The 26,070-nt window shown below is 65.3% G+C and carries 20 protein-coding genes, 2 tRNA genes and 1 pseudogene; 11 read left to right on the forward strand and 12 right to left on the reverse strand.

Annotation, left to right across the window (positions count from 1 at the left end):
- The first annotated feature begins 52 nt into the window (after positions 1-52).
- Both IEW58_RS04860 and IEW58_RS04865 read left to right on the forward strand, forming a co-directional pair.
- Positions 53-856 carry a recA-like protein gene (locus tag IEW58_RS04860; RefSeq protein ID WP_188644088.1) on the forward strand — a complete coding sequence of 268 codons (804 nt, stop codon included), beginning with the start codon at positions 53-55 and terminating at the stop codon, positions 854-856.
- The gene (locus tag IEW58_RS04865; RefSeq protein ID WP_188644089.1) at positions 771-2,357 is read left to right on the forward strand and encodes a DUF6504 family protein; all 1,587 of its coding nucleotides are present in this window, start codon (positions 771-773) and stop codon (positions 2,355-2,357) included. The genes IEW58_RS04860 and IEW58_RS04865 overlap by 86 nt, the downstream gene beginning before the upstream one ends.
- Here IEW58_RS04865 and IEW58_RS04870 read toward each other — a convergent pair.
- On the reverse strand, positions 2,346-3,071 hold the full coding sequence (locus tag IEW58_RS04870; protein WP_188644090.1) for a DUF72 domain-containing protein: 726 nt from the start codon (positions 3,069-3,071) through the stop codon (positions 2,346-2,348). The two genes, IEW58_RS04865 and IEW58_RS04870, sit on opposite strands and share 12 nt — an antisense overlap.
- Positions 3,072-3,158: 87 nt before the next feature.
- On the opposite strand from IEW58_RS04870, the gene IEW58_RS04875 reads away from it, so the two are divergent.
- The 5 genes from IEW58_RS04875 (at position 3,159) to IEW58_RS04895 (ending at position 11,247) form a co-directional block, all read left to right on the forward strand.
- The gene (locus IEW58_RS04875; RefSeq protein ID WP_373284711.1) at positions 3,159-4,388 is read left to right on the forward strand and encodes a putative DNA modification/repair radical SAM protein; all 1,230 of its coding nucleotides are present in this window, start codon (positions 3,159-3,161) and stop codon (positions 4,386-4,388) included.
- Entirely contained in the window at positions 4,385-5,824 is a 1,440-nt protein-coding gene (locus tag IEW58_RS04880) for a UdgX family uracil-DNA binding protein (RefSeq protein WP_188644092.1), read from the forward strand. The genes IEW58_RS04875 and IEW58_RS04880 overlap by 4 nt, the downstream gene beginning before the upstream one ends.
- A gap of 4 nt (positions 5,825-5,828) precedes the next feature.
- Positions 5,829-9,386: an error-prone DNA polymerase gene (locus IEW58_RS04885; protein WP_373284712.1), complete on the forward strand. Its 3,558-nt coding sequence runs from the start codon at positions 5,829-5,831 to the stop codon at positions 9,384-9,386.
- 201 nt (positions 9,387-9,587) lie between these two features.
- Positions 9,588-10,235: a DUF47 domain-containing protein gene (locus IEW58_RS04890; RefSeq protein ID WP_188644093.1), complete on the forward strand. Its 648-nt coding sequence runs from the start codon at positions 9,588-9,590 to the stop codon at positions 10,233-10,235.
- 13 nt (positions 10,236-10,248) lie between these two features.
- Positions 10,249-11,247, forward strand: coding sequence for an inorganic phosphate transporter (locus tag IEW58_RS04895; RefSeq protein ID WP_188644094.1), 999 nt, complete (start codon positions 10,249-10,251; stop codon positions 11,245-11,247).
- A 35-nt stretch (positions 11,248-11,282) separates the two neighbouring features.
- Here IEW58_RS04895 and IEW58_RS04900 read toward each other — a convergent pair.
- The 3 genes from IEW58_RS04900 to recJ form a co-directional block, all read right to left on the reverse strand.
- A tRNA-Glu gene (locus tag IEW58_RS04900) sits at positions 11,283-11,357 on the reverse strand.
- Positions 11,358-11,384: 27 nt separating this feature from the next.
- Positions 11,385-11,459, reverse strand: a tRNA-Glu gene (locus tag IEW58_RS04905).
- Positions 11,460-11,583: 124 nt separating this feature from the next.
- Positions 11,584-13,368 (reverse strand): single-stranded-DNA-specific exonuclease RecJ, encoded by a 1,785-nt coding sequence (gene recJ / locus IEW58_RS04910; RefSeq protein ID WP_188644095.1) that lies wholly within the window; start codon positions 13,366-13,368, stop codon positions 11,584-11,586.
- 134 nt (positions 13,369-13,502) lie between these two features.
- Between recJ and IEW58_RS04915 the strand changes: the two genes are divergently transcribed.
- The 3 genes and pseudogenes from IEW58_RS04915 to IEW58_RS13800 form a co-directional block, all read left to right on the forward strand.
- The gene (locus IEW58_RS04915) at positions 13,503-13,931 is read left to right on the forward strand and encodes a flavodoxin family protein (protein ID WP_188645675.1); all 429 of its coding nucleotides are present in this window, start codon (positions 13,503-13,505) and stop codon (positions 13,929-13,931) included.
- A 192-nt stretch (positions 13,932-14,123) separates the two neighbouring features.
- Positions 14,124-14,804, forward strand: a complete 681-nt coding sequence (locus IEW58_RS04920; protein ID WP_188644096.1) for a hypothetical protein — start codon at positions 14,124-14,126, stop codon at positions 14,802-14,804.
- A gap of 34 nt (positions 14,805-14,838) precedes the next feature.
- Positions 14,839-15,123 (forward strand): annotated as a pseudogene (locus IEW58_RS13800) (AHH domain-containing protein); the annotation flags it as partial.
- Between the two features lie 228 nt (positions 15,124-15,351).
- On the opposite strand, the gene IEW58_RS04930 reads toward IEW58_RS13800, so the two are convergent.
- From IEW58_RS04930 to miaA, 8 genes are all read right to left on the reverse strand, one after another.
- Positions 15,352-16,326 (reverse strand): NAD(P)H-dependent flavin oxidoreductase, encoded by a 975-nt coding sequence (locus tag IEW58_RS04930; protein ID WP_188644097.1) that lies wholly within the window; start codon positions 16,324-16,326, stop codon positions 15,352-15,354.
- A 71-nt stretch (positions 16,327-16,397) separates the two neighbouring features.
- Positions 16,398-17,441: an amidohydrolase family protein gene (locus IEW58_RS04935; RefSeq protein ID WP_188644098.1), complete on the reverse strand. Its 1,044-nt coding sequence runs from the start codon at positions 17,439-17,441 to the stop codon at positions 16,398-16,400.
- Between the two features lie 417 nt (positions 17,442-17,858).
- Positions 17,859-19,547: a 2-isopropylmalate synthase gene (leuA, locus tag IEW58_RS04940; RefSeq protein WP_188644099.1), complete on the reverse strand. Its 1,689-nt coding sequence runs from the start codon at positions 19,545-19,547 to the stop codon at positions 17,859-17,861.
- Between the two features lie 202 nt (positions 19,548-19,749).
- Positions 19,750-20,622, reverse strand: coding sequence for an I78 family peptidase inhibitor (locus tag IEW58_RS13990; RefSeq protein ID WP_188644100.1), 873 nt, complete (start codon positions 20,620-20,622; stop codon positions 19,750-19,752).
- A gap of 61 nt (positions 20,623-20,683) precedes the next feature.
- Entirely contained in the window at positions 20,684-21,703 is a 1,020-nt protein-coding gene (gene ilvC / locus IEW58_RS04950) for a ketol-acid reductoisomerase (protein ID WP_188644101.1), read from the reverse strand.
- A gap of 107 nt (positions 21,704-21,810) precedes the next feature.
- Positions 21,811-22,326, reverse strand: a complete 516-nt coding sequence (gene ilvN, locus IEW58_RS04955; RefSeq protein ID WP_188644102.1) for an acetolactate synthase small subunit — start codon at positions 22,324-22,326, stop codon at positions 21,811-21,813.
- On the reverse strand, positions 22,326-24,074 hold the full coding sequence (gene ilvB / locus IEW58_RS04960) for a biosynthetic-type acetolactate synthase large subunit (RefSeq protein WP_188644103.1): 1,749 nt from the start codon (positions 24,072-24,074) through the stop codon (positions 22,326-22,328). Before ilvB ends, ilvN begins: the two co-directional genes overlap by 1 nt.
- 119 nt (positions 24,075-24,193) lie before the next feature.
- The gene (miaA, locus tag IEW58_RS04965) at positions 24,194-25,165 is read right to left on the reverse strand and encodes a tRNA (adenosine(37)-N6)-dimethylallyltransferase MiaA (protein ID WP_188644104.1); all 972 of its coding nucleotides are present in this window, start codon (positions 25,163-25,165) and stop codon (positions 24,194-24,196) included.
- Between miaA and serB the strand changes: the two genes are divergently transcribed.
- Positions 25,158-26,042, forward strand: a complete 885-nt coding sequence (gene serB / locus IEW58_RS04970) for a phosphoserine phosphatase SerB (protein ID WP_229658440.1) — start codon at positions 25,158-25,160, stop codon at positions 26,040-26,042. The two genes, miaA and serB, sit on opposite strands and share 8 nt — an antisense overlap.
- Positions 26,043-26,070 lie beyond the last annotated feature (28 nt).

The following is a 26,070-nucleotide window of genomic DNA, read 5'->3' on the forward strand; positions in this document are numbered from 1 at the left end:
AGGTTGTTCCGGTCGTTGCGAATCGGCCGACGATGGAACATAACCGGAACAGATGAGTCGTTTCCGCGCCATGTCCCTGCTTGCCGAGCCTGCCCAACCGCTTCTCTCCGGATCCGGTCTTGCGGCGGTTTCCTCACGTGCGAAGCGATGGCGGCCGGGGATCGCCGCCCCTTATCACAACGAGGTGTTCGCTCCGGGTGGTGAGGCATCGGGGGCGGCTGCCGCGCTGGCTTTTGCAATCGATGCCTTGCGTCATGCCGAAGCCGGACCTGCTGCCGAAGCGGAAGACCGCCGCGCGCTGTTGTGGGTGCAGGACAAGGCCGCTCTCCGGTTAGGTGGGCGCCCCTACCAACCGGGACTACCGGCAGCTTTCCGTCACCGGCTGGTGCACGTGGTCTGCGAAAAGCCCGAGGACGCGCTGTTTGCGCTCGAGGAAGGGTTGCGCTGCCGGGATGTCGCCGCAGTGATCGGCGAAGTCGCGGGCAATCCCCGGGCGCTCGATTTCACTGCTTCGCGCCGGCTTACACTGACATCGGAAAAGCACGGCGTTCCCCTGTGGCTGGTGCGTCTCGATGCCACCCATGACCTGTCGTCGGCGCGGATGCGGTGGAAAGTGCGCGCCGCGCCGTCCCCGCCGCCCCGCTGGAACGCGCAGGCTCCCGGCGCTCCCCACTGGCAGGCCGAACTGTTCCGCGCCCGTCAGCATCCCCCCGGTACATGGACCTTGAGCGATGAGCAGGACCGTCTCGCCGCCGCCAAAGTCACCACCGATGATACCGCCGACAGCGAATCCGCCGCGCCGTATCCTCTCGGCCTGGCTTTCGCGGCTGGCGATCGATCGCTGGCGGCTGGCTGAAGGCTGTGCGCCGGGGGAGGGCGCCGATGCCGAGCCGCTGGCGCTGATCACCGACACCGCGCACGGACCGCGCATCGATGCCGCCAACGATGCCGGTCTCGCGGCCGGTGCGCGCCCCGGCATGATGCTGGCGGACGCGCGTGCGCTGTGTCCGCAAATCGGGGTGAGCCCAAGCGATCCGGCAGGCAATCACGATTTCCTCGAGAAGCTGGCGCTGTGGGCGCTTCGCTGGGGTCCGTGGTCGGCGATGGACGCGCCCGATGGGCTGCTGGTCGATATCACCGCAGTCGCTCACCTGTTCGGTGGGGAAGCGAGGTTGGTTGCTGATGTGCAAGCCCGCTTCGCCTCGCGCGGACTGGCTGCCCATGTCGCCATCGCGCCGACTGCGGGGGCGGCATGGGCGCTGTCGCATTACGGACTGCCGGGCACGATTCTTGCCCCTTCGGATGACACTGCCGCACGCCTTGCCGACCTGCCGGTGGCGGCGTTGCGGCTCGACGGCGACGTGCTCGCGGTGCTGCGACGGCTTGGCCTCAAGCGTATTGGAGACATGACCGATCGGTTTGGCGAAAGCACGGGGCGCGATGCGCTGCATCGCCGTTTTCGCAACCGCAAGTCGCCCGGCGCCAATCCGCTTGTCCGGCTCGACCAATTGCTTGGCAAAGTGCCCGAGCCGCTCCTGCCGGTGGTGCCGACCACAATGCCTCTGGTCCAGCGCCGGCTGATGGAACCCATCCGGCATCGCGCCCTGCTCGATACCGTTGTCGCCGATCTCGCCGCCGACATGGCTCGCACGCTGGAAGGGCTGGGGCAGGGCGCCCGTCGGCTGGAACTGGGCATGTGGCGGATCGATGGCGAAGTGGTGATCCGTCGCCTGGAGCTGGCTGCCGCCACGCGCGAGGCGGCCCATATCGTCCGCCTGTTCGCCGCCCGGCTCGATGACGTCGATGCAGGCTTCGGAATCGAGACCGTCCGCCTGCGCGCCAGCTGGGCGGAACCGCTCGCGCTGGCTCAGGCCGATATCGAGGCGGCGGCGGAGGAGCATGGCACCAGTCTAGCCGCCTGTATCGACCGCCTGACTGTCCGCTTGGGGGCCAATGCGGTGCGCCGGCCGGTGGCCTATGCCAGCCATATCCCCGAACGTGCGCAGCGTTGGCAGCCGCCGCTGGAACCCGAGCCGGCCGCGCAGGGCGAACTGGCGTTCCATGCCCGTCCTCTCAAGCTGCTCGACCGGGCAGAGAAGATCGCGGTGCTCTATTCCACTCCCGATGGCTACCCGCGCGCTTTTCGCTGGCGCGGCCGGGTTCACGAGGTTGCCCGGGTCGAAGGCCCCGAACGGATCGCGCCCGAATGGTGGCGCGAGAAAGGCAACGCCCGCCTGCGCGACTATTACCGGATCGAGGACGAGGGGGGGCGCCGTTACTGGATCTATCGTCTCGGCCTGATCGGCGATGGACGCGGCGGCCCGCCCGACTGGTTCCTGCAGGGGCTATGCGCCTGACGCATCCTTAAGCTCCAGCGCATCGCCCATCGCGGCAGACGAAGCCGTATTGTCGAAGATGCACCACGCCGCGCTCCCGGTCCTTGCTGCTTCGTCAATGGTGGACGCATATGCCGCGATGCGATCGTGGTAGCTCGAACGGTACATCACCGGCGATCCGTGCAGCCGCCAGTAGGCGAGGCCGCTCCAGCCGCCGGGTTCCCCCGCGCCCGGATGGCGTGCGGGATCGGCTGCGACGCGCGCGACGCGCAGACCTGCCAGCAGGGCATCTGCCTCGTCGGTAAACCAGCTCTGATGGCGCGGCTCGCACGCGATCGCCGCATGACTGCGCACTGCCAGATCGGTGAAGAATGCGCGCGCGACCTGTGGATCGAGCGCCAGTTTCGGGGGCAACTGAACGAGCAGCACCGCCAGTTTTTCGCCCAGAGCCCCCACCTCGGCAAGAAAGGTGGCCAACGCTTCCTCATGGTCCGCCAGCTTGAGCTCGTGGGTGATCCGCTTGGGCACTTTGACCGAGAAGTGGAAGCCCGCCGGCACGCTGTCGCGCCACCGCTCCCAGGTCGAAACACGATGCGGGCGGTGGAAGGAACTGTTGATTTCTACCGCGTCAAACACGGCCGAGTAGCGTTCCAGGCTGCTGCCCACCGGGGGGAAGCGGTCCGCAGCCTCGCGCCCGATGCTCCATCCTGCGGTGCCGATGCGGGTCGATCCCATATGCGGCCAAATGCCCGACCCGTGCTGCGGTTGCCTCTTGGCGAATCTGTTGAAGGAACATATGTAGAACGAATGGGCCCGCAAACGATGATCGAAAAGCTCGGAATTCTCGCCGACGCGGCGAAGTACGATGCTTCCTGCGCCTCTTCGGGCACCACGAAACGCAATTCGAGTGGAGGCAAGGGCATCGGCTCGACCGAGGGGATGGGCATCTGCCATGCCTACGCGCCCGATGGCCGGTGTATCTCGCTGCTCAAGATCCTGCTGACCAATCACTGCGTGTTCGATTGCCATTATTGCATCAACCGCAAGAGCTCGAACGTGCGTCGGGCGCGGTTCACGCCGCAGGAAGTGGTGGACCTGACCCTGAGTTTCTACCGGCGCAATTACATCGAAGGGCTGTTTCTTTCCTCTGGCATCGTGAAGTCCTCCAATCACACGATGGAGCAACTCGTCGAAGTCGCGCGGATGCTGCGCGAGGAGCACGATTTCCGCGGCTACATTCACCTGAAGACCATTCCCGAGGCCGACCCGGAACTGGTCCACCAGGCGGGGCTTTATGCCGACCGGGTTTCCATCAACGTCGAGCTGCCCACCGATGCCGGGCTCGTCCGCCTCGCGCCAGACAAGAGCGCGCGCCAGATCGAAGGCGCGATGGGCAAGGTGAAGAGTGATATCGTCGAGGCGAAGGATGCGAAGAAGCGCTTCCAGCACGCACCGCGCTTTGCACCGGCCGGGCAATCGACCCAGATGATCGTCGGCGCCGATGCGGCGAGCGATGCCGACATTGTGGGCAAGGCCAGCCGGCTCTACGACAGCTTCGGGCTTCGCCGGGTCTATTACAGCGCATTCTCGCCAATCCCCGATGCGAGCGCGGTGCTGCCTTTGAAGCGCCCGCCGCTGATCCGCGAGCACCGGCTTTACCAGTCTGACTGGCTGATGCGGTTTTACGGTTACAAGCCGGCCGAGGTGATGCAGGCGACCGAGGCGGATGGAAACCTGCCGCTCGACATCGATCCCAAGCTGGCCTGGGCGCTCAAGTTTCGCGAGCGATTTCCGGTCGATGTCAACCGCGCTCCGAAGGAAGCGTTACTGCGCGTCCCGGGGCTGGGGGTGCGGGCGGTGCAGCGGATCCTTGCCAGCCGTCGCCACCGGACGATGCGCCTCGACGATGTCGCCAAGCTGACGGTGTCGATCGCCAAGGTGCGGCCTTTCATCGTCGCTGCCGACTGGCGGCCCGTTCTGCTGACGGACCGGGCGGACCTGCGCGCGCTGCTTGCTCCCAGGCAGGAGCAGCTCGAGCTGTTTGCGGCATGAGCGCGCCATTCCGCGACATGCGCCTGGCGCATACTTTCAACGTCACTTTGCCCGAATCCGACGACTTCGATTTCTGGCGCGAGCGGGCGCGTGCGCTCGTCCAGTGCGAAGTCCCGCCCGACCGGATCGCATGGGTCGAACCCGGTAGCTCAGGTGATCTTTTTTCGCATGGCGATCGCCGCCTGCCGGTGCCCCCTGCTGATGCCCCACCGGTGCGCGCGAGCAAGGCGTTCGTCCAGCTGGCGAAATCGGCGATTTGCCATTCGGAACCCGAACGCTTCGCACTGCTCTATCGTCTCCTGTGGCGGCTGCAGACGAATCCGCGACTCCTGGAGGATGGGGCGGATCCCGATGTGCGGCGGCTCGACGAACTCGCCCGCACGGTGCGGCGCGACATTCACAAGATGCGCGCCTTCGTGCGCTTCCGGCTGGTTGAGGGAGAGGCTCACGGCGAAGAGCATTACGTCGCGTGGTTCGAACCCGAACATCACATCCTGCGCGCCAATGCGGGTTTTTTCACGCGGCGGTTCGCCAACATGAAATGGTCGATCCTTACGCCGAGAGGATCGCTTCACTGGGACGGCCAGGTTCTGGAGGAAGGACCTCCTGCCGATCGGTCCGACGCGCCGGCGGGGGATGCCGCCGAAGACCTGTGGCGCAAATATTATGCGTCCATCTTCAATCCCGCGCGTTTGAAGATCGGGGCCATGCTCAAGGAGATGCCCCGCAAGTATTGGAAGAACATGCCCGAGGCGGCGCTCATTCCCGAGCTGGTTGCCGGGGCGCAGGCGCGGGAGTCGCAGATGGTCGCCGCCGGCACGCTGGACATGGGTGAACGGCCCGAAACGCTCGCCGCCATCGACAAGGCGATCCACGCCTGCCGGATGTGCCCTATCGGTCTGCTCGATAACAATGCGGTGATGGGCGAAGGACCGCGCGATGCCGCGCTGATGATCGTGGGCGAACAACCAGGCGACCAGGAGGACGAGAGCGGTCGTCCGTTCGTCGGCCCGGCCGGACAATTGCTCGATCGCCACCTTGAACGTGCCGGGATCGATCGGCGCAGCGCTTACGTCACCAATGCGGTCAAGCATTTCAAGTTCGTACAGCGTGGCAAGCGGCGATTGCATCAGTCGCCGACTGCCAAGGAGATCGATATCTGCCGCTGGTGGATGGAAGGCGAGCTGGCGATCGTGCAGCCGAAGCTGGTCCTTGCGATGGGCGCCAGCGCGGCGCGCGGAATGCTCGGCAAGACAGTGAGCATTTCAAAAGCCCGCGGTGCCCCGATGCCGCTCGAAGATGGCAGCGAATTGTGGGTGACCGCCCACCCGTCCTACCTGCTGCGTCTCGATGGTCCGGCGCGCGAGGAACAGGCACGCCTGTTCGATGCCGATCTGGCCGCGGTGAAGGAACGGCTCGAGGAACTCGCTGGGTGATCGCGTGCCGGAAAACGATCTCCTCATGCCGCGCCGGCGGATCGAGCTCGATCCCGATGGCATAGCCCCACCGCCGCGCAGCCCTTTCGTCGAGCTCGGCCTCGTCAGCAACTTCAGCTTTCTGCGCGGTGCATCCGATGCGGTGGATCTCGTGCTTACCGCCCATGCGCTCGGCTATGATGCGATCGGCATCGCAGACGTGAACTCGATGGCGGGCGTGGTGCGCGTGCATACCGAGGCAAAAACGCTGAAGATGCGGCCGGTTATCGGCTGCAGGCTGGAAACGGTCGAAGGTCTCGCGTTCCTTGCCTATCCCGTGGACCGCGCCGCTTACGGTCGTCTGTGCAGGCTGATCAGCGCCGGGCGCATGCGCACGCTGGAGGGGGAGTGGCAGGGCAAGGGGGTATGCGAGATCGATCTCGCCATGCTCGCCTCGCATGCGGAGGGGGTGCAGCTTGTCCTGCTACCCCCCGATGACCTGGCGCGGACGTTCACCGTTCCGGCCTGGAACAGCAACGTGGTGGCTCTCGCCGGCGGAGCGGCGCAAGACAGTGTCACCGGCGAGTTCCAGCACATTATCAGACACCTGGCTGCGGGCCTTCCAACGTTGCGCCATCTTGCCGCCAGCTATCTTCATACCGGCGACGATATCGCCCGGATCGACCGGCTCGACGCCATGGGGCGCGAGAACGGGATGATGCTGCTCGCCACCAACGACGTGCATTACCACGCGCCCGAGCGTCGTCCGTTGCAGGATGTAATGGTGGCGATCCGGCACAAGACCACCGTGGATCAGGCGGGGCACCTGCTGTTCGGCAATGCCGAGCGGCACCTGAAATCGCCGCGCGAAATGCAGGTCCTGTTCGCCCGCTGGCCGCACGCCATCGTGGCGGCACGCGAAGTGGCCGATGCCTGCGCCTTCACCTTGGACGAACTCAAGTACGAATATCCGGAAGAGATCTATCCCGACGGCATGACGCCACAGGAGTACCTGTCGAGCGAGACGTGGAAAGGTGCGGAATGGCGCTATCCCAATGGTTTGCCCGACAGCGTTCGCAGTACGATCGAACGCGAGCTGGCTCTGATCGGCAAGCTCGACCTCGCGCGCTACTTCCTCACCATCAAGGACATCGTCGATTACGCCCGGCACGAGGTCCAGCCGCCCATTCTGTGCCAGGGGCGCGGTTCGGCGGCGAACTCGGCGGTCTGCTATTGCCTCGGCATCACCAACGTGGATCCCGCCAAGCACCAACTCCTGTTCGATCGCTTCATCTCCGAGGAACGGAAGGAGCCGCCTGACATCGACGTCGATTTCGAGCACGAGCGGCGCGAGGAGGTGATTCAGCACATCTATGCGAAATACGGTCGCGAGCGCGCGGGCCTATGCGCCACGGTGATCCACTACCGCCCCCGCATGGCGATCCGTGAGGTCGGAAAGGCTATGGGACTGTCCGAAGACGTCACCAGCGCGCTCGCGCGCACCGTGTGGGGCGGGTGGGGCAAGGAAATCGGCGAGCGCCATGTTGAGGAAACGGGCCTCGACGTGAGCGATCCGCACCTGCGGCGCGTTCTCAAGCTGACCGAGCAAATGATTGGTATGCCACGGCATTTATCCCAGCACGTCGGCGGCTTCATCCTTACCGAGCGAGCGCTGACCGAAACCGTGCCGATCGGTAACGGCGCAATGCCCGATCGCAGCTTCATCGAATGGGACAAGGACGACATCGAGGCGCTCGGCATCCTCAAGGTCGACGTGCTCGCGCTGGGCATGCTGACTTGCATCAGGAAGTGTCTCGATCTGCTTGAAGAAACGCATGGCCGCCGCCTGACGCTCGCCACCGTTCCGCGCGAGGATCCCGAAACGTACGCGATGCTGCGCAAGGGGGATTCGCTCGGCGTGTTCCAGGTCGAAAGCCGCGCGCAGATGAACATGCTGCCCCGTTTGCGGCCACGCGAGTTCTACGATCTGGTCATCCAGGTCGCGATCGTGCGCCCGGGTCCGATTCAGGGGGACATGGTCCACCCCTATCTCAAGCGGCGCCGAGGTGCCGAGCAGGTGGTGATCCCCGCGCCCGGTCCCGCGCACGGGCCGCCTGACGAGCTGTCGAGCATCCTCGAACGCACGCTGGGCGTGCCGATCTTTCAGGAACAGGCGATGAAGATCGCCCTCGACGCGGCGAAGTTCTCGTCCGCCGAGGCCAACCGCCTGCGCAAGGCGATGGCGACCTTCCGCAGCCGCGGGATGGTGGACGAGTTGCAGGACATGATGGTCGAGCGGATGGTCCACCGCGGTTATGACCGCGAATTTGCCCAGCGCTGCTTCAACCAGATTCGCGGCTTCGGCGAATACGGCTTTCCCGAAAGTCACGCGGCGAGCTTCGCGCACCTCGTTTATGTCTCGAGCTGGCTCAAATGCCACTTCCCCGCCGCGTTCGCCTGCGCATTGCTCAACTCGCAACCGATGGGCTTCTACGCCCCCGCGCAGATCGTGCGTGATGCGGCCGAACACGGGGTTCGCGTGCTGCCGGTGGACGTCAACGACAGCGAGTGGGACTGCACGCTGGAGGGACTTGGCGCGGGAAGCGCCTCGGCAGAGGACAACGGCCGTCTCGACCGGCACATTGCGCTCCGGCTCGGTCTGCGACAGATCGACGGCTTGCCCGAACACGTGGCCGCCCGGCTGATCGCCGCCCGGGCGGAGCTTGGACCTTTTGCCGATGTCGCGAGCCTGCGTGACCGGGCGGGATTAAGCCCCGCCCATATCGAGCGCCTCGCCAGTGCCGATGCGTTCCAGTCGCTCCATCTGCCGCGCCGCCAGGCCCTGTGGGACGCACGCAGTCTCGTCGGCGGACCTGACTTGCCGCTGTTCGCCTTTGCGCAATCACGGGATGAGGGCGCCGAAGTCCGGCCCACCGCCCTCCCGCGCATGCCGCTGTCGGAAGAAGTCGTCGCCGATTACCAGACCACCCGCCTCAGCCTGAAAGCGCATCCGATGGCGTTCCTGCGCGCCAGCCTGGTCGAGCGGGGCTTCGTGCGCGCGGCAGATCTGCGATCGCGCAAGTTCCGCTCGATGGTCCAGGTTGCCGGCGTAGTGCTGATCCGCCAGCGGCCGGGCAGCGCCAAGGGCGTGTGCTTCATCACGCTGGAAGACGAGACCGGGGTGATCAACCTGGTGGTCTGGCCGGACCTCAAGGACAAGCAGCGCAAGGTGGTTATGGGATCCCGCCTGATGGAGGTGCGCGGCCGTGTCGAATACGACGATGAGGTGATCCACGTGATCGCCCACCACATGACCGATGCGACACACGAGCTTCACCGTCTGTCGGACGAGCTCATCAAGACCCCGATCGCGCGCGCCGACCACTGCAACAACCCGCTGCCCCCCGGGTTCGGTCCGACCGGTAACTTGCGCGATGGCAAGGATGACCCGCACCGGCCGGTCGAACCTTGGCAGCCTCCGGGGCCCAACAACCGCGAGTGCGGCTTTACTGGAGGCCACCCGCGCGATGTCCGCATCGTGCCAAAGCTCATGCCGTTGCCCCCGTCGCGGGATTTCCACTAGGCTCGTACCATTGCAGAACACCCAAGCGCGCTGAGGCGGCCCGGCGCGCCTGTAGCTCGACCAGAGCTATTGGACTTCCGTCCCGTCCGCCGGCCAGCGCCAATAGGCGCCGGATCCTTGCGCTGCTTGCGTGCGGCGCCGCGATGGGGCAACGGGCGCACCGCGCGCAGGCGCACAACAAGAACAAACGGAGTATCGCTGGTGTTCGACTGGTTTCGCCGCCTGGTTCCGAGTTCCGCCGACTTCTTCGTTCTGTTCGAACGACACTCCAGGGCTACCGTCGCTGCCGGCGAGGCGCTGGCGCAGCTCGTTCGCGGAGAGGGGGACCGCATGGGCCTCGTCGCTACGATTCGTGACCGTGAGCACGATGCGGACGACATCATCCGCGAGGTGCTGACGGAAGTCCGCCAGACGTTCCTTACCCCATTCGATCGCGGTGCGATCACCGGGCTGATCGCGGCGATGGACGACGTGACGGACGAGATCCAGTCCTGCGCCTCGGCCATCGAGACTTACGATTTCGACGATTTCGCGCCGGATATGCGCGAGATGGCGGCCCACATCTGCCGGGCTCTTCACAAGATCGACGAGGCGCTGCCGCTGCTGCGCGACGTGCCGCGGAACGGGAAGCGACTGCACGAGCTGACCGGCGAGATCGTCACAGCAGAAGGCGAGGTCGATATCATTCATACCCGCGGGCTCAAGGCCAACTTCGCCGCCGCCATGAGCAGCGGCCAGACGGTGCCCTTCATCGTCAACCGGGAGATCTTCAAGCACCTGGAGAAGATCGCCGACGCGTTCGAGGACGTCGCCAACCAGATCGACGGCATCGTCATCGATTACGCCTGAAGGGGCGCCGGACATGCACGAACTCGCCTTGCCGCTGCTCGTCGCGCTGATAGCTCTGGCGCTGGCGTTCGATTTCCTGAACGGGCTGCACGATGCGGCCAACTCGATCGCGACGGTGGTTTCGACCCAGCTCCTCTCGCCGCTGATGGCCGTGCTCTTCGCCGCGGCGGGCAACTTCCTCGCTTACTGGATTGTCGGGCTGCACGTAGCCGAGACGGTGGGGAAGGGAATTGTCGACAAGGAAATCGTTACTCCGGCAGTCGTGTTCGGCGCGCTGATCGGTGCAATGTTCTGGAACGTGGTCACCTGGATCAAGGGAATCCCTTCTTCGTCGAGCCATGCGCTGATCGGTGGGTTGCTGGGCGCCGGGATCGCAGCGAGCGGCTTTGGGGCAATACAGGCCGAAGGTACCATCAAGACGCTTGTGGCCATTTTCCTGTCACCGATGCTCGGCTTCGTCATCGCGATGGCTTTGATGCTTCTGACGAGCGTGCTGTTCCAGCGTTCCACTCCGCGAAAGGCGAGCAACACGTTCAAGGTGCTGCACCTGTTCTCTTCGGCTGCCTACTCGATCAGCCATGGCGGCAACGATGCTCAGAAGACGATGGGCATCATTGCCGTCCTGCTCTATTCGACAGGGCATCTTGGAGGTGAGTTCCACGTTCCCGAATGGGTCGTGCTGAGCTGCTATGCGGCGATTTCGCTCGGCACGCTTTCAGGGGGCTGGCGCATCATCCGCACGATGGGCACCGGACTCACCAAGCTCAACCACCATTCCGGGTTTTGCGCCTCCACGGCGGGTTCCATCGTGGTGTTCGGCGCCAGCGCGATGGGCATTCCTGTGTCGACGACTCATGCGATCACGGGAAGCGTTGTCGGCACCGGCGCGGCGCGACGTACTAGCGCCGTACGCTGGACCGTTGCGACGCGGGTGGTCACGGCGTGGTTCATCACCATTCCGGCAAGCGGCCTGGTCGGAGCGGCGTTTTACCTGCTCACGCGGCTGTTCTGATCGCTCGAAGAAATCCCCTCCTACCGGAGGGAGGTTGGTGACCCCTACGGGAATCGAACCCGTGTTTCAGCCGTGAGAGGGCCGCGTCCTAACCGCTAGACGAAGGGGCCATCCTGCTGGACGGCGCTGCTTTCCGATGGTGACCCCTACGGGAATCGAACCCGTGTTTCAGCCGTGAAAGGGCCGCGTCCTAACCGCTAGACGAAGGGGCCACGCCCGGAAGCGTGGCGGGCGCATTAGGGTGGAGGGGGTGCCCGGTCAAGCCTGTCTCGACGTCAATCGACCGGCGGGGCACAACAACCGGATATCGCAGAGGCCGGGCCCCCTGTTCGGGTGCTAGTCGGCCCAGGCGGCATCATCGACATGAAGCTCCGCCTGCGGACGGTCTCCCCAGTCGTCGATCTTGGCGCGGCCCGCCAACCACAGTCTTCGCCCGCTCGATCCGTGCACCAGTGCCTGACCCAGAGGGCTTTCGGCAGCGCGAAAGGCGATCGCCTTGAAGGTCCTTCCATCGGAACCGCTGGCAACAAGCCGGACGTGGTCCGTACCCACTACCTCCGCCCGCACCAGCCGCACGGGCCCAACCGCGATCCGGGGGCCGGGCCAGCCCATTCCAAACGGCCCCGCGCGCTCAAGTGCTTCCACCAGCTCAGGCGTCAGCCCACCCGGGGCGAGCGCCAGATCCATTGGCATCGTGCCGCTCTCCATTGCCCGTGCCACCTGCGCGCCAAGGCGGGCGTCAAGCCAGTCGGCCAAGGCGCCGAGCTTGTCCGCTTCGATCGTCAGGCCCGCCGCCATCGCGTGACCGCCGCCTGCGACCAACAGACCTTCTTCGCGCGCTGCTATGATCGCAGCGCCGAGATCGATGCCCGCGATCGAGCGTCCGGAGCCCTTGCCCGTCCCTTCATCAAGCGCGATGACAACCGCGGGCTTGCCGGTCTTTTCCTTGATCCGGCCGGCGACGATGCCGATCACGCCCGGATGCCAGCCGTGTCCGGCCAGCACGTGCACTGCGCGATTGTGCTGCCCGTCCAGCAAAGCCTCCGCCGCCGCCTGCACTTCGGCCTCGATGGCGCGACGCTCTTCGTTGAGGGCCGAAAGCTGCTGGGCGATGGCGGAGGCTTCGTCAGGATCGTCCGTCGTCAGCAGCCTCACGCCAAGGGTCGATTCGCCTACTCGGCCGCCAGCATTGATGCGCGGGCCGAGCGCGAAGCCCAGGTCGCTGCAGACTGGTGCGCGCTTCAACCTGCTTGCGTCGATCAGCGCTGCCATCCCGATATTACCGCGCCGGGCCATGACTTTCAGGCCCTGTGCGACGAAGGCGCGGTTGAGTCCGCGGATTTGGGCCACGTCTGCGACGGTTCCGAGCGCGACGAGGTCGAGCAGGCTCATCAAATCCGGCTCGGCGCGATCCTTGAAATGGCCGTACGAGCGCAGCGTGCGAACCAGCGCGACCCCAAGGACGAATGCCACACCGACCGCCGCGAGGTGGCCATGCGCGGCGCCTATCTCGCCTTCGTCCAGCCGATTGGGATTCACCAGTGCAGCCGCGAGTGGCAATTCGTGCGCGCACTTGTGATGGTCCACGACGATTACGTCCACGCCGGCCGCGTGCGCCTGCGCCAGCGCATCATGCGCCATCGCTCCGCAATCGACCGTGACGATCAGGCTGGAGCCTTCTTCCGCCAGTCGCACCAGTGCCTCGCCACTCGGTCCGTAACCCTCGAGCAGTCTGTCGGGGATGTAGTAGCGGGCGCCGTGCCCCACCATCCGCAGGAGCCGGATCAGCAACGCCGCGCTCGTCGCTCCATCGACGTCATAGTCGCCGTACACGGTGATGGTCTCGCCGCCCATCACCGCTTGCGCCAGCCTTTCGGCTGCCGCGTCCATGTCGCGAAAGTGGGAAGGGTCGGGCAGGAAGGCTCGCATCGTCGGGTTGCGGTGACGATCGAGGTCATCGCGCTCCACTCCCCGGGAGAGAAGGAGTTGGGTCACGATGTCGTCGAGCAGCCCCGCGCCCCATTGCGCGCTCACGTCCATGTTGCCGCCGCGCCAGTGCCAGGCTTTTCCGGATAAAGATCGGTCGACGCCAAAGACGTGGTTAAGGGAGCGAGTAGGCATTCCGCTCACCTATCCGACCCCGGCGCGGGCGGCAAACCCGCTCGTGGTTGACAACCGGCACCCAGGGGCGATGGTTACCTGTGGAGCGCCATTTGTTGATCGTCTGGCACAGCCGCACCGGCGCGGCGGAGGCCATGGCCCGCGCGGCATTCGAGGCTGCGGAGGGACGTGCGCGAATTCTACCTGCGTACGAGACGCAGCCCGAAGATCTGTTGTCCGCCAGCGGGTACCTGTTCGCCTGCCCCGAAAACCTGGCCAGCATGAGCGGCCTTATGAAGGAGATGTTTGACCGCTGCTATTATCCGGTACTGGGGCGGTTGGAGGGACGCGGCTACGCTACGATGATTGCGGCCGGATCGGACGGCAAAGGCGCCGAGCGGCAGATCGACCGGATCGCCACCGGCTGGCGGCTGCGCAGGGTGGCCGACGGAATCATCGTGAATCTCTCAGCCCAGACTCCCGAGGCAATTCTTGCACCGAAGTCGATCCCGGACCCGGACCTGCAAGCCTGTCGGGTTCTGGGTTGTGCCTTGGCCGAAGGCCTGATGTTAGGCGTCTTTTAGGCGGACTGCCCCGAATCGGAGCGATCTCCTTGTACGAGACTCGACGAAGCGCCTGTATTACTGCACAAAAATTGGCTGGGGGTTTAGTCGAAAAGGGTTGTTTCGATTCCGGGTAGGGATAACGCGCCGACCGTTGCGGAAGATGGAGCTCTTCTGCTGCTGTTCCCCGCCGGGGAGCGGCCGGGCGTAGCCTTGCTCCGGGAAGTCGTCCGCGGCAGCAGGCGGCTCTCTCTGACCGGCGTGCTGGGCGGCAAGGTTGCGGACGAGTTCGAGGGGTTGGAGCTTCTGAGCAACGGGATGACCTACGATCTTGTCGGGGCATCACCGGGGCGGTCATTCGAAGTTCCTGTTCCCATCTACCGGTTCGGCCTGCCTCCCGACACTACTATCGAGGGTTCCGAGGCGCTTTGCATCTATCCGGGACCGCACCTTGCATCGGGCGCCCGCACGGTTCCGGTCGTTCGCACGATGATGAGCGTTGCGGCGATGATCGTTGCCCACTTGCCCCGCCTGCAGGCGATTTCGTGGCCTGCTGCCCGAACAGTTATCGGGGTCGACTTCTTCGTTTCGATCATGACCGCCTGGACTGCTGGGGGCGCCTTTCCCGCGTTGGGGCTCACCGCCTTTGCTGCCGATGCCGACGGAAGCTTACGCAGCGAAGGTCTTGCTTTCTTCACCGGACAGGAACTGCGGATCGAGCCCGCCCTTGCGAAGGATAAGGCGGCTGCCACGCGGCTCGGAATTCGATTGGTCAACCAACTTGTGGGCCGAGGAAGGCTGGAGAGCGCCGAAGCCATCCTTGGACCAGCCGGAGAGAGGCTGACGCTCGAGCCTGTGGAAAGGGACCGCGTAATCGGTGTGCGCCGCAGGTGAGAGAAAGCTGCAGTCTCGTTCGAAGCAATCGTCAGTGAGCGGGCCAGTCGGCGCCCGCGCCAGACTTCCCTTTCGTGCAGTAAACCGCCGCAACAGTGCGAGTTACGATCCCGGACTGCAGCGGCATCACCTGCTGCCGTGCCAACTGCGGACCCGGGGCTGTTTCACGAAGATGTTCTCCCTGCTCGATCCGCTGAGGCTGGGGTTCGACGATTTTCGCCGAAACGGCATGCTGCTGCCGGCACGGAGCGAGGCGGCTCGGCGGCTTGGTCTGCCCTTACATCGCGGCCCTCATCGGGATTACAACGCGATGGTCATGGCCCGCGTCGGCCAGATCGAGGCCGCATGGTCCACGCGTTCACTCCGATCGTCGCGCGAGGCGGGCGAGGAGGCATTGTTCCGGCTGGGATTGCTGCAGCAAACCTTGCGCCGGCGCCTCCTAGACCCTCCCGGCCGGCCACTGCTTCTCAACCGCCACGATCCCGTGGGCACGGGGGTTCGACTTTGCCGAACTCGACGCGATGGCCGACGCGCTATGGGACGGTACTCAGATCATCCTGGCCGAAAGCTCGACCTTGGCGCGTTGATACTCGGCTTCGAGCCGGTCCACCCGCTCGGCGACACTTTCAACCGCCTGCACCATGCCGACACCTTGACCCGAGCCCCAGATATCTTTCCACGCCTTGGCTTCGGTATTGCCGCCCGAGCCGAAGTTCATCGCCGATGGATCGCTGACCGGCAGGTTGTCCGGGTCCATCCCTGCGGCCTCGATCGAGGAGCGCAGGTAATTGCCGTGTACTCCTGTAAAAAGGTTGGAATAGACGATCCCGTCGGCGCGTGCCTCGACGATGGCTTCCTTGTAGCGCTGGTCGGCATTCGCCTCGTGCGTGGCAATCCAGGGAGAGCCGATGTAGGCGAAGTCCGCTCCCATTGCCTGGGCGGCAAGCACCGATCGGCCATGTGAGATCGCGCCCGACAACGCGACGAGGCCATCGAACCAGCTGCGGATCTCTTGCATCAGCGCGAACGGCGACAGCGTGCCTGCGTGCCCGCCTGCGCCGGCGGCCACCGGGATGAGCCCCGTAGCGCCTTTCTCGATCGCCTTGCGAGCGAAGCGGTCGTTGATCACGTCGTGCAGCGTGATTCCACCCCAACCGGCCACCGCGGCGAACACATCCTCGCGCGCACCCAGCGACGTGATCACCATCGGCACCTGCCACTTGGCGCAAACCTCCATGTCCTCGTCGAGCCGGTTGTTCGACTTGTGGACGATCTGGTTGACCGCGTAGGGTGCCGCGGGACGGTCCGGATTGTCGCGATTGTGCGCCGCCAGTTCCTCGGTGATCCGGTGGAGCCATTCGTCGAGCACCCCCGATGGCCGCGCGTTCAGCGCCGGGAAGCTGCCGACAATACCCGCCTTGCACTGGGCAATCACCAGTTCGGGTCCCGATACGATGAACAGCGGCGAGCCGATGACAGGCAGGCGCAGGCGATCGAACGGGGCGGGCAGGTTGGTCGGCATAGTGCGCGCAACTCCGGTTGCTGATTGAAACCTGAGCCGTGCCTATCCTGCCGCGCCCCGGCTGTCGAGCGTCACCCGGGCAGCAGGTGTTCCAGGCCATAGACCCGCGCGGCTGTGCCCGCGAACAGGTCGCGCTTTTCGGCGTCCGAAGCGCCGATGACGAGGCGTTTGAAGGCGTTCCACAGCACCGGGTAGCTCGCGCCCCAGCGATCGACCGGGTAATTGCTCTCGAACATCGAACGCGATGGGCCGAACGCCTCGATGCACGTTTCGATATACGGCCGCCACATCGCGGCAAGCGTCTCAGAGCCGAGGCCCTTGGCCGGGCCTTCGTCGGGCAACTGGCAGAACGCCATCGCCAGTCCGCCCAGCTTGACGGTGACGTTCTGGCATTCGGCGATCGAGCGGACCGCATGACGCCAACGGTCGAAATGCTCGGGCAGCTTGCCGCGATAGCTGGCGATGCCCAGAGGCGTGCCGCAGTGATCCAGCACGATCGGTTGATCGGGGAAGGCGCGCGCGAGATCGAGCACGTCCTCGAGTTGGGGCTCGAGCAGCCAGGCGTCGAAAGTCAGCCCACGCTTGCCGAGCTCGGCAAATCCTTCGCGGAATGCGGCATCGCGGTAGAGCCCCTGGGGTGCATGGAACGGAGGGCCGAGCACTTCGGGATCGGCGTCCCACGCGGCGGCATGGCGAATGCCGACGAAGCGGTGGCTTGCCGCATGCAGCGCGTCGAGCACCTCGCCCGCGCGCGCGCCGAGCGTGAGATCGGCATGGCCGACGATCGCGGCGCAGGGCCTGTAGTCGCCGTATAGTCCGCTCGCCCCCTGGGCGGCGACACCGTTGACGAATTCGACCTCACCGACAACCTTCAGTTCCTCGCTCCGGCTGCCGTCGTAGAACGCGCCGCATTCCATGAACACGGTGCCGACCACGTTGTGACCCGACTGGGTATCTGCGTGGAGCTGGTCGAACGTGTAGTACGCCGCGCCGACCAGCGCCTCGAGGAAGTCGTGCCGAGGCTCGGGAAACGCGGGAATGACCGGCCGCAAGTCCCACAAGTGGTGATGCGGATCGATGATCGGCAGCTCGGGTTCGATGATCGCTTCGGTCATGCGCACAACTCCCTCAGTTCAAAGCTTTTGTAGGATCGGTGGACCACATGGACCACAGTCCTGGAGAAAGTTTCCAGGACAGCTCGCTGGCCGCTTCAGGCGCGCGGATTGGATCACATTCGGTCATTGCGCACATCTATGCAGAAACGGGCTGGGTAGGAAAGCGGGCTGCGGCGCCGTGGATCTGCTCTGCAGGGGCCCGAACCCCTTTTTCCTGCGAGGACCTGCACGCCGCGAAGCGGGACCGCAGCGCCATGCGCCCGTCACGCCATCGGACTAGTCGATCGCGGCATGGGGTAGGTTGCCCGCGCTGCGGCATTAGTAACGCCCGTGGAGGTGGCCCCCGCGGCCTCTGACCCGGTGGCGAGCCGACCGGGGAGGCTCCCGATTACAGCCTGACTTACGTGCGCTTAGCCATCACCGTCGTTCAACTCCCACCGCGGAATTCGCGGCGCTCAGCACCGCGCGCACACTGGCGGTGGCGATGTCGGTGTCGATCCCGCAACCCCAGACACGCTCGCCGGAAGGCAGCGCGCAGAGGATGTAGGCGGCCGCCCGCGCGTCGGAGCCGGTGGACAGCGCATGCTCCGAATAATCGAGCACCTCGAGCTCCACTTCGAAGGCGTCCTTCAAGGTCGCCACAACGGACGAGATCAAGCCGTTGCCGCGCCCGCTGACCGATTGGGCGCGCCCTGCCACCTCGATCGTGCCTGCGAACACTCGGGTGCCGTCGGCGGCGCGGGTTTCCTCGTAACCGACCAGTTCGAAATGATCGCCCGGCGTCTGGACATGGTAGGCGGCGCGGAAGGCCCGCCAGATGTCGGAGGCGTTGAGCTCGCGGCCCAGTTCGTCGGCCATGCGCTGGACGTGCTTCGAGAAATCGGCCTGCATCGCCTTGGGCAACTTGAGGCCCTGGTCCTGCTCTAGCACCCAGGCGAAGCCGCCTTTGCCGGATTGCGAGTTGACCCGGATGACCGCTTCGTAGTTGCGGCCCAGGTCGGCCGGGTCGATCGGCAGATACGGCACGCGCCAACGTTCGTCGTTCTGGCGCTGGCGCGCTTCGAAGCCCTTCTTGATGGCGTCCTGGTGGCTGCCGGAGAAGGCCGTGAACACCAGTTCTCCGCCGTAGGGATGCCGCTGGTGAACCGGAATCTGGTTGCAGTATTCCACGGTCTCGATGATCCGGTCGATGTTGGAGAAATCGAGCGCGGGATCAACGCCTTGCGTGTACATGTTGAGAGCGACTGTCACCAGGCAGCAGTTGCCAGTGCGCTCGCCGTTGCCGAACAGGCAGCCTTCCACGCGGTCCGCGCCCGCCATCAGGCCGAGTTCGGCGGCGGCAACGCCCGTGCCGCGGTCGTTATGGGTGTGGAGGGAGATCACCGCCCGCTCCCGCCCGGGCAGGTTGCGGCAGAAGTATTCGATCTGGTCGGCGTAGATATTGGGCGTCGCCGCCTCGACCGTGGCCGGCAGGTTGAGGATGATCGGCTTGTCCGCAGTCGGCTGCAGCACCTCCATCACCGCCTCGCAGACCTCGATGCTGAAATCGAGCTCTGCGGTGGAGAACGTCTCCGGGCTGTATTCGAACTGCCAGTCGGTGCCAGGGCGCTTCGCCGCCTCGTCGCGCAGGATCCTGGCGCCCTCGACCGCGATCTGGCGCACCTCGTCCTTGCTCATGCGAAAGACGATCTCGCGCCAGGCGGGGCTGACGGCGTTGTAGAGGTGCACGATCGCCGAGCGCGCGCCTTCGAGGCTTTCGAACGAGGTGCGGATGAGATCGGCACGGCTCTGCGTGAGGACCTGGACGGTCACATCGTCGGGAATGCGGCCCGAGCGGACGAGGCCGAAGATGAAATCGAACTCGGTCGCTCCCGCACTGGGGAAGCCTACCTCGATCTCCTTCACCCCTATCTCGACCAGCAGGTCGAAGAAGCGGTTTTTCTTCACCGCGTCCATCGGATCGACAATCGCCTGGTTGCCGTCTCGCAGGTCGGTCGAGAGCCAGCGCGGCGGGGTGGTGATCGTCCGGGACGGCCACTGGCGGTCAGCCAGCGGAACTTGCGGGAAGGGGCTGTACTTGACGCTCGGATTGCGGAGCATGGACATGGCGGAACTCGCGACGCTTCGACTGTGGGGCGGGTGGCCAATCGGCCAGTTACCCTTGGGAGCGCCCGGCGGGCCCCATTTGGCCGCGCGTCAGGTCACGCCCAAGGGCGGATAAGTCGAAGCAGGTCTAGCGCGCGACGGGCCACGCCATGCTGCATGCGCGAAAAGACGCGCCGCCGCAAATGTTACAATTGCAACCGCTTCAGCCGCAACGAGCGGAGCGGATGACGTCGGTTCCCTTTTCCATCGTTACGTTGAGACGATCGGAGCGGTAGTCCATCGTCACGACGCTGTCGGGATAGAGCCAGCGTATCGACTTCGCGCCGGTCGCGGCTTGGACCGCGGCGCGCACCTCGGGAGTCGCTTTCTTGCCGAACCAGGCGTTCGCCTTGTCCGCGCGGCAGGCATTGGCAGGCGGCTCGGCGGCGGGCTCAGGCTCGCCGGCCGTCCTTTCGAACGCGGCGGTGAGATCCAGCTCGACCTCATCGGATACCAAGGGGATGCCGGTGGTGATGCCGAAATCGCTCCGCTTGATGAGGGCGCGTCCCGAAAACCCGACAGTCTCCTTGCCCATCATTGACCCGGCCCCGGTGAACCGCGCCTGGATCGCCACCGGGCGGGTATGTCCGTTTAGCGTCAGGTCGCCGACGATATATGCGCCAAGCCCGTCGACGCTTGGCGAAACGCTGGTCGAGACGAAGCGCGCGGGCTGCGGGGAGGGGCCGAAGAAGTCGGGCTTGCCGCCGTCCTTGCCCGGACGCAGCAAGTGGTCGTGCAGACCCTGGCTCGCGACGACGGGAGCGATCGGGATCGTCACGTCCACCTTGGCCGCGGCCGGGTGCGCCGGATCGAGCGTGAGCGTGCCGGTCACGTCTCCGAACAATCCGAAATAGTCGCTGAAGCCGAGGTGATCGACCCGCCAGCCGACGAGAGTGTGATTGGGATCCGCCTGGTAGGTCCCGCCAGTCACGCGCGAGACATCCATCGCTCCCGGCTTTTCGGTCGGCATCTGGGCGACCGCGACACTGCCGAGGGCGGCAGCGGCGAGGAGTGTGATCGGCAGCAATCGGGGCATCGGCAATCTCCGGCAATGAGGCCGAAGATTGCCGCCGAAACGTGCCCAAGTCCACCGCGTGCTAGTTGACCTCCTTGTCCACCAGCTTGTTCTTGCCGATCCACGGCATCATCGCGCGCAGCTTGGCGCCGACCTGCTCGATCGGATGCGCCGCGGCGGCCTTGCGCGCGGCCTTGAGCTCAGGCTGGCCGGCGCGGTTGTCGAGCACGAAGTTCTTCACGAACCGGCCCGCCTGGATATCGGCCAGAACGCGCTTCATCTCGGCCTTGGTCTCGGCGGTGATGATGCGGGGACCGGTGGTGATGTCGCCGTATTCGGCGGTGTTGCTGATCGAATAGCGCATGTTGGCGATACCGCCTTCATACAGCAGGTCGACGATCAACTTGGTTTCGTGGAGGCACTCGAAATAGGCCATCTCGGGCGCGTAGCCGGCCTCGACCAGCGTCTCGAACCCTGCCTGGATCAGGTGGGTTATGCCGCCGCACAAGACCGCCTGCTCGCCGAACAGGTCGGTCTCGCACTCTTCCTTGAAGTTGGTTTCGATCACCCCGGAACGCGCGCCGCCGAGGCCGCTGGCATAGGCGAGCGCAATGTCGTGCGCGTTGCCGGTCGCGTCCTGGTGGACCGCGATGAGGCAGGGCACGCCGCCGCCACGCTGGTATTCGCTGCGCACAGTATGACCGGGGCCTTTGGGCGCGATCATGATCACGTCGATATCGGCAGGGGGCTCGATCAGGCCAAAGTGGACGTTGAGCCCGTGCGCGAACGCGAGCGCGCTGCCGGGCTTCATGTTCCCCTTGAGATCATCTTCCCAGATCGCGGCCTGATGCTCGTCGGGAGCGAGGATCATGATGATGTCGGCCCATTTCGCCGCATCCTTGTTGGACATGACGGTAAATCCGGCGGCCTGGGCCTTCTTCGCCGTGGCGGAGCCTTCGCGAAGCGCGATCGCGACGTCCTTTACCCCGCTGTCGCGCAGGTTCTGCGCGTGGGCGTGACCCTGGCTGCCATAGCCGAGCACGACGATCTTCTTGTCGATGATCAGGTTCAGGTCCGCATCGGCTTCGTAATGGACTTTCACGTTCTCGAATCCTCACTTTCGCATCCCCGCGGGGGATCGGTTGCAATCGTAGCTGTTCCCGGCCGCGCGGGAATGACGACGTTTGTTTAGTCGCGACCAGCTGGACTTCAGGCTCCCTGCGCCCCCCGCATCATCCCGACGATGCCGGTGCGGCCAACCTCGACCAGACCCAACTCGCGCATGAGATGGACGAAGCTGTCGATCTTTTCCGGCGCGCCGGTAATTTCGAAGATGAAGCTTTCGGTCGTCGTATCCACGGGCTTGGCGCGGAAGATATCGGCAAGGCGCAGCGCCTCGACCCGCTTCTCACCGGTCCCGGCTACCTTAACCAGGGCCAGCTCGCGCTCCACGTGCGGCCCTTCCTCGGTCAGGTCGATGACCTTGTGGACCGGGATCAGACGTTCGAGCTGGGCGCGGATCTGGTCGATTACCGCGGGCGGTCCGTTGGTGACGATGGTGATCCGGCTGATCTCGTGGTTGTCCGAGATATCGGCCACCGTCAGGCTGTCGATGTTGTAGCCGCGCGCGGTGAACAGGCCGGCGATCTTGGCGAGGATGCCCGCCTCGTTGTCCACCGTGATGGCGAGCACGTGACGCTCCGCTTCGGCTTGCTTGATGCGCATCAGACCAGCGCCTTCGCTTCGTCGTCGAGCGTCCCCGCCACCTTGTCTCCGTAAAGAAGCATGTCGGTGTGCGCCGCGCCGCTGGGTATCATCGGGAAGCAGTTCGCCTCTTTCGACACAAGGCAGTCGACGATCACCGGTCCATCATGGTCGAGCATCGCCTGAATGCCGGCGTCCAGCCCGGCTTCATCTGAAATGCGGATGCCCTTCCACCCGTACGCTTCCGCCAGCTTCACGAAATCGGGCAGGCTGTCCGAATAGGAATGCGAATAGCGGCTTTCGTAGGTGAGTTCCTGCCACTGGCGAACCATGCCCATGTATTCGTTGTTGAGGATGAACACCTTGACCGGCAACCGGTACTGGCTGGCGGTGGCAAGCTCCTGGATGTTCATCTGGATCGATGCCTCGCCCGCGATGTCGATCACCAGCGCGTCGGGATTGCCGAGCTGGGCACCGATCGCGGCGGGCAGGCCGTAGCCCATCGTGCCTAGCCCGCCGCTCGTCAGCCACTTGTTGGGCGCATCGAAGCCGAAGTACTGCGCCGCCCACATCTGATGCTGGCCGACCTCGGTCGAAACGATCGGCGCGCGGTCGCGGGTGAGTGCGAACAGACGCTCGACCGCGTGCTGCGGCATGATCTCGGTTCGGGAAGGCGGGTAGGCCAGGGATTCCCGTGCCCGCCAGCCGGCGATCCGCGCCTTCCACTCGCCAAGGTCCTTCGCCCGGCGGCGGTCGCCCCAGGCGGTGAGCAACTGCTGGAGCACGGCGGCGCAATCGCCCACTAGCGCGACGTCCACCGGCACGATCTTGTTCACGCTGGCGCGGTCGATATCGATGTGGATCTTCTTGGAGCCCGGGCTGAATGCATCGAGGCGGCCGGTCACCCGGTCGTCGAACCGGGCGCCGATGCAGACCATCACGTCGCACCGGTTCATGGCCATGTTCGCTTCGTAGGTGCCATGCATGCCGAGCATGCCGAGCCAGTCCGGATGGTCGGCGGGGAATGCCCCGAGGCCCATCAGGGTGCTGGTGACCGGCGCGCCCGTGCGATCCTGCAGGACGCGCAGCAGCTCGCTGGCGCGCGGGCCGGAGTTGATCACCCCGCCGCCGGTGTAGAACACCGGCCGCTCGGCAGCCGCGATCAGCTCGATCGCCTGCCGAACCGAATCATCGGGCGCGGTGGTTGGCGGATTGAACCGGGCCGAGGGTAGGGGACCCGCCTCGCCACCGTGCCAGGTTGCCAGCGCCACCTGCACGTCCTTCGGAATGTCCACCAGCACGGGGCCGGGGCGGCCCGTCGTCGCAATGCGGAAGGCTTCCTCGATCGTCGCCTGAAGGCGCGATGGGTCCTTCACCAGGTAATTGTGCTTGGTGCAGTGGCGGGTGATGCCGATCGTGTCGGCTTCCTGGAAAGCGTCCGTTCCGATCAGGGGGGTGGCGACCTGACCGGTGATGATCACCATCGGGATCGAGTCCATGAAGGCATCGGCGATGCCGGTCACCGCGTTTGTCGCGCCGGGGCCGCTGGTGACGAGGACGACACCGGGTTTGCCGGTCGAGCGGGCATAGCCTTCCGCTGCATGGGCGGCGCCCGCTTCGTGACGGACCAGGATGTGGCGAATGCTGCTGTGCGCAAACAACTCGTCGTAGATCGGGAGCACCGCGCCGCCGGGATAGCCGAACACGAACTCGACGCCCTGGTTGACCAGGGTTTCGATCAAGATGTTGGCGCCGCTGCGCTCTTCCACCGCTCAATCCTTTCGTCGGCGGTCTAATCCGCCTCTTTCAAAAAATCGACCCGGCGCGGGGGGAGCGCGCCGAGTCGAAAGATGCTCTCGAGAGCAATCCGCCTATGAGACACATTATGTCATGTCAAGAGGACAAAAGGGAATAAAGTTTCAATTTTGTCGGCCCAACCAGAATCATCAACAGTGAATCTTGGCCAGTCCTCAGGTGGCTGGTTCCGGAACCAAGTGGCCTGCCGCTTGGCATACTGGCGGGTGGCGAGTTGGCCCTTTGCGATAGCCTCCTCCCGCGTGGTCAACCCTTCAAGCCATGCGGCGATCTCCGAAACGCCGATCGCCCGCATCACGGGGAGGGCCGGATCGAGCCTACGTGCCACCAGGGTCTCGACCTCTGCGACTGCCCCGGCATCGACCATGTTGGCAAAGCGCCGATCGCACCGCCCGAAGAGCCATTCTCGCTCGGCAGTGAGGATGACCGGCGAAAGCGTGACCTCGTTCGCTATTCCTCCGGAGCGCCGGGCCTGCCAGTAAGCCAACGTTTTCCCCGTCGACCGCACGACTTCGAGTGCGCGGGCAACGCGCGCGGTGTCATTCGGCGAAAGAACCCCGGCCCGCTCCGGGTCCTCCTGCACCAGGGAGGCATGAGCCTCGCTCACGTGCAATTCCCGGACGCTGGTTCGGACCTCGGGATCGATGGGGGGCACGGGTGCGATGCCTTCGATCAGGGTGCGCAAATACAACCCTGTGCCGCCGACCAGGATCGGAAGCGCCCCCACCGCGTGTGCGGTGGTAATCTCGGCACGCGCGGCGGCCGCCCAGTCGGCGGCGGAGCATGCGGTCGCCCCGTCCCAGGCGCCGAATAGCCGGTGCGCAATGCCTTGCATCTCCTGCTCGGAGGGGCGCGCGCTCAGCACTGCAAGGTCGGCATACACTTGCGCGCTATCCGCATTGATCACCACCGATGCGAGCCCGCGCTTTGCGCGCGCGAGCGCGAGGCCCACTGCCAGATCGCTCTTGCCGCTTGCGGTCGGCCCTGCGATGAGCGCCACCGGCGGTCGCTCGCCGCCCAATTCCGGAGGATTGTCAGTGCTCATCGCGCGGCTGATAGCAGACCCGCTCGACCTGGACATACGGCTCGATGCCGCGATCGCCGCGCTCGAAGGCGAGGGACTGCGGGTAGCAGCTGCGGCGATGCTCGATTTTTGCGGGGACGTGCTGCAGCTCTCACTGCCCGAGGGCGATCCTGCCATTCTGCGCCGGGTGCTGGACGCCCACTTCGCCCCCTCCGATGTGCTAGTTTCGGCGCGCGACATCTGCGTGCCGCGGTTGCTGGTTTCGGACATGGACTCCACCATGATCGGCCAGGAATGCATCGACGAACTGGCCGACTTTGCCGGCTTGCGGGACGAGGTTTCCGCCATCACCGAACGGGCGATGCAGGGCGAACTCGATTTCGCCAGCGCGCTGACCGAGCGCGTGGGCCTCCTCGCCGAGATGGCGGAGGACGTCATCGAGACCTGTTTGACCGACCGGATCCAGCCGATGGAGGGTGCGCGCACGCTCGTCGCCACGCTCAAGTCGAAAGGATGCCGCACGGTGCTGGTGACGGGCGGTTTCCATCACTTCGCCGACCCGGTCGCTGCGCAGCTCGGTTTCGAGCATGTGGTGGCCAACCGCTTGGCGGTGGCGGATGGGCGGCTGACGGGAACGCTCGCCGGGGGGATCACCGACAGTGCGGTCAAGAGGCAAGTGCTGATCGACGAGGCGGCCTTGATCGGGGAGGACGCGCCGACGCTGGCGATGGGTGACGGGGCGAATGACATACCCATGCTGCAAGCGGCGACCTGGGGCGTCGCCTACCATGCCAAGCCCAAAGCGCGGGCCGTGGCCGATGGCTGGATCGACCGGGGCGACCTCACCGCGGTTCTCGAACTTTTCGGCATCCCGCGCGACGAATGGGTTGCGGGGTGAAACCTCTTCCCCTGCGAAGCGATAACGC

This window comes from Tsuneonella deserti (genome assembly GCF_014644315.1).
GTDB lineage: Bacteria > Pseudomonadota > Alphaproteobacteria > Sphingomonadales > Sphingomonadaceae > Tsuneonella > Tsuneonella deserti.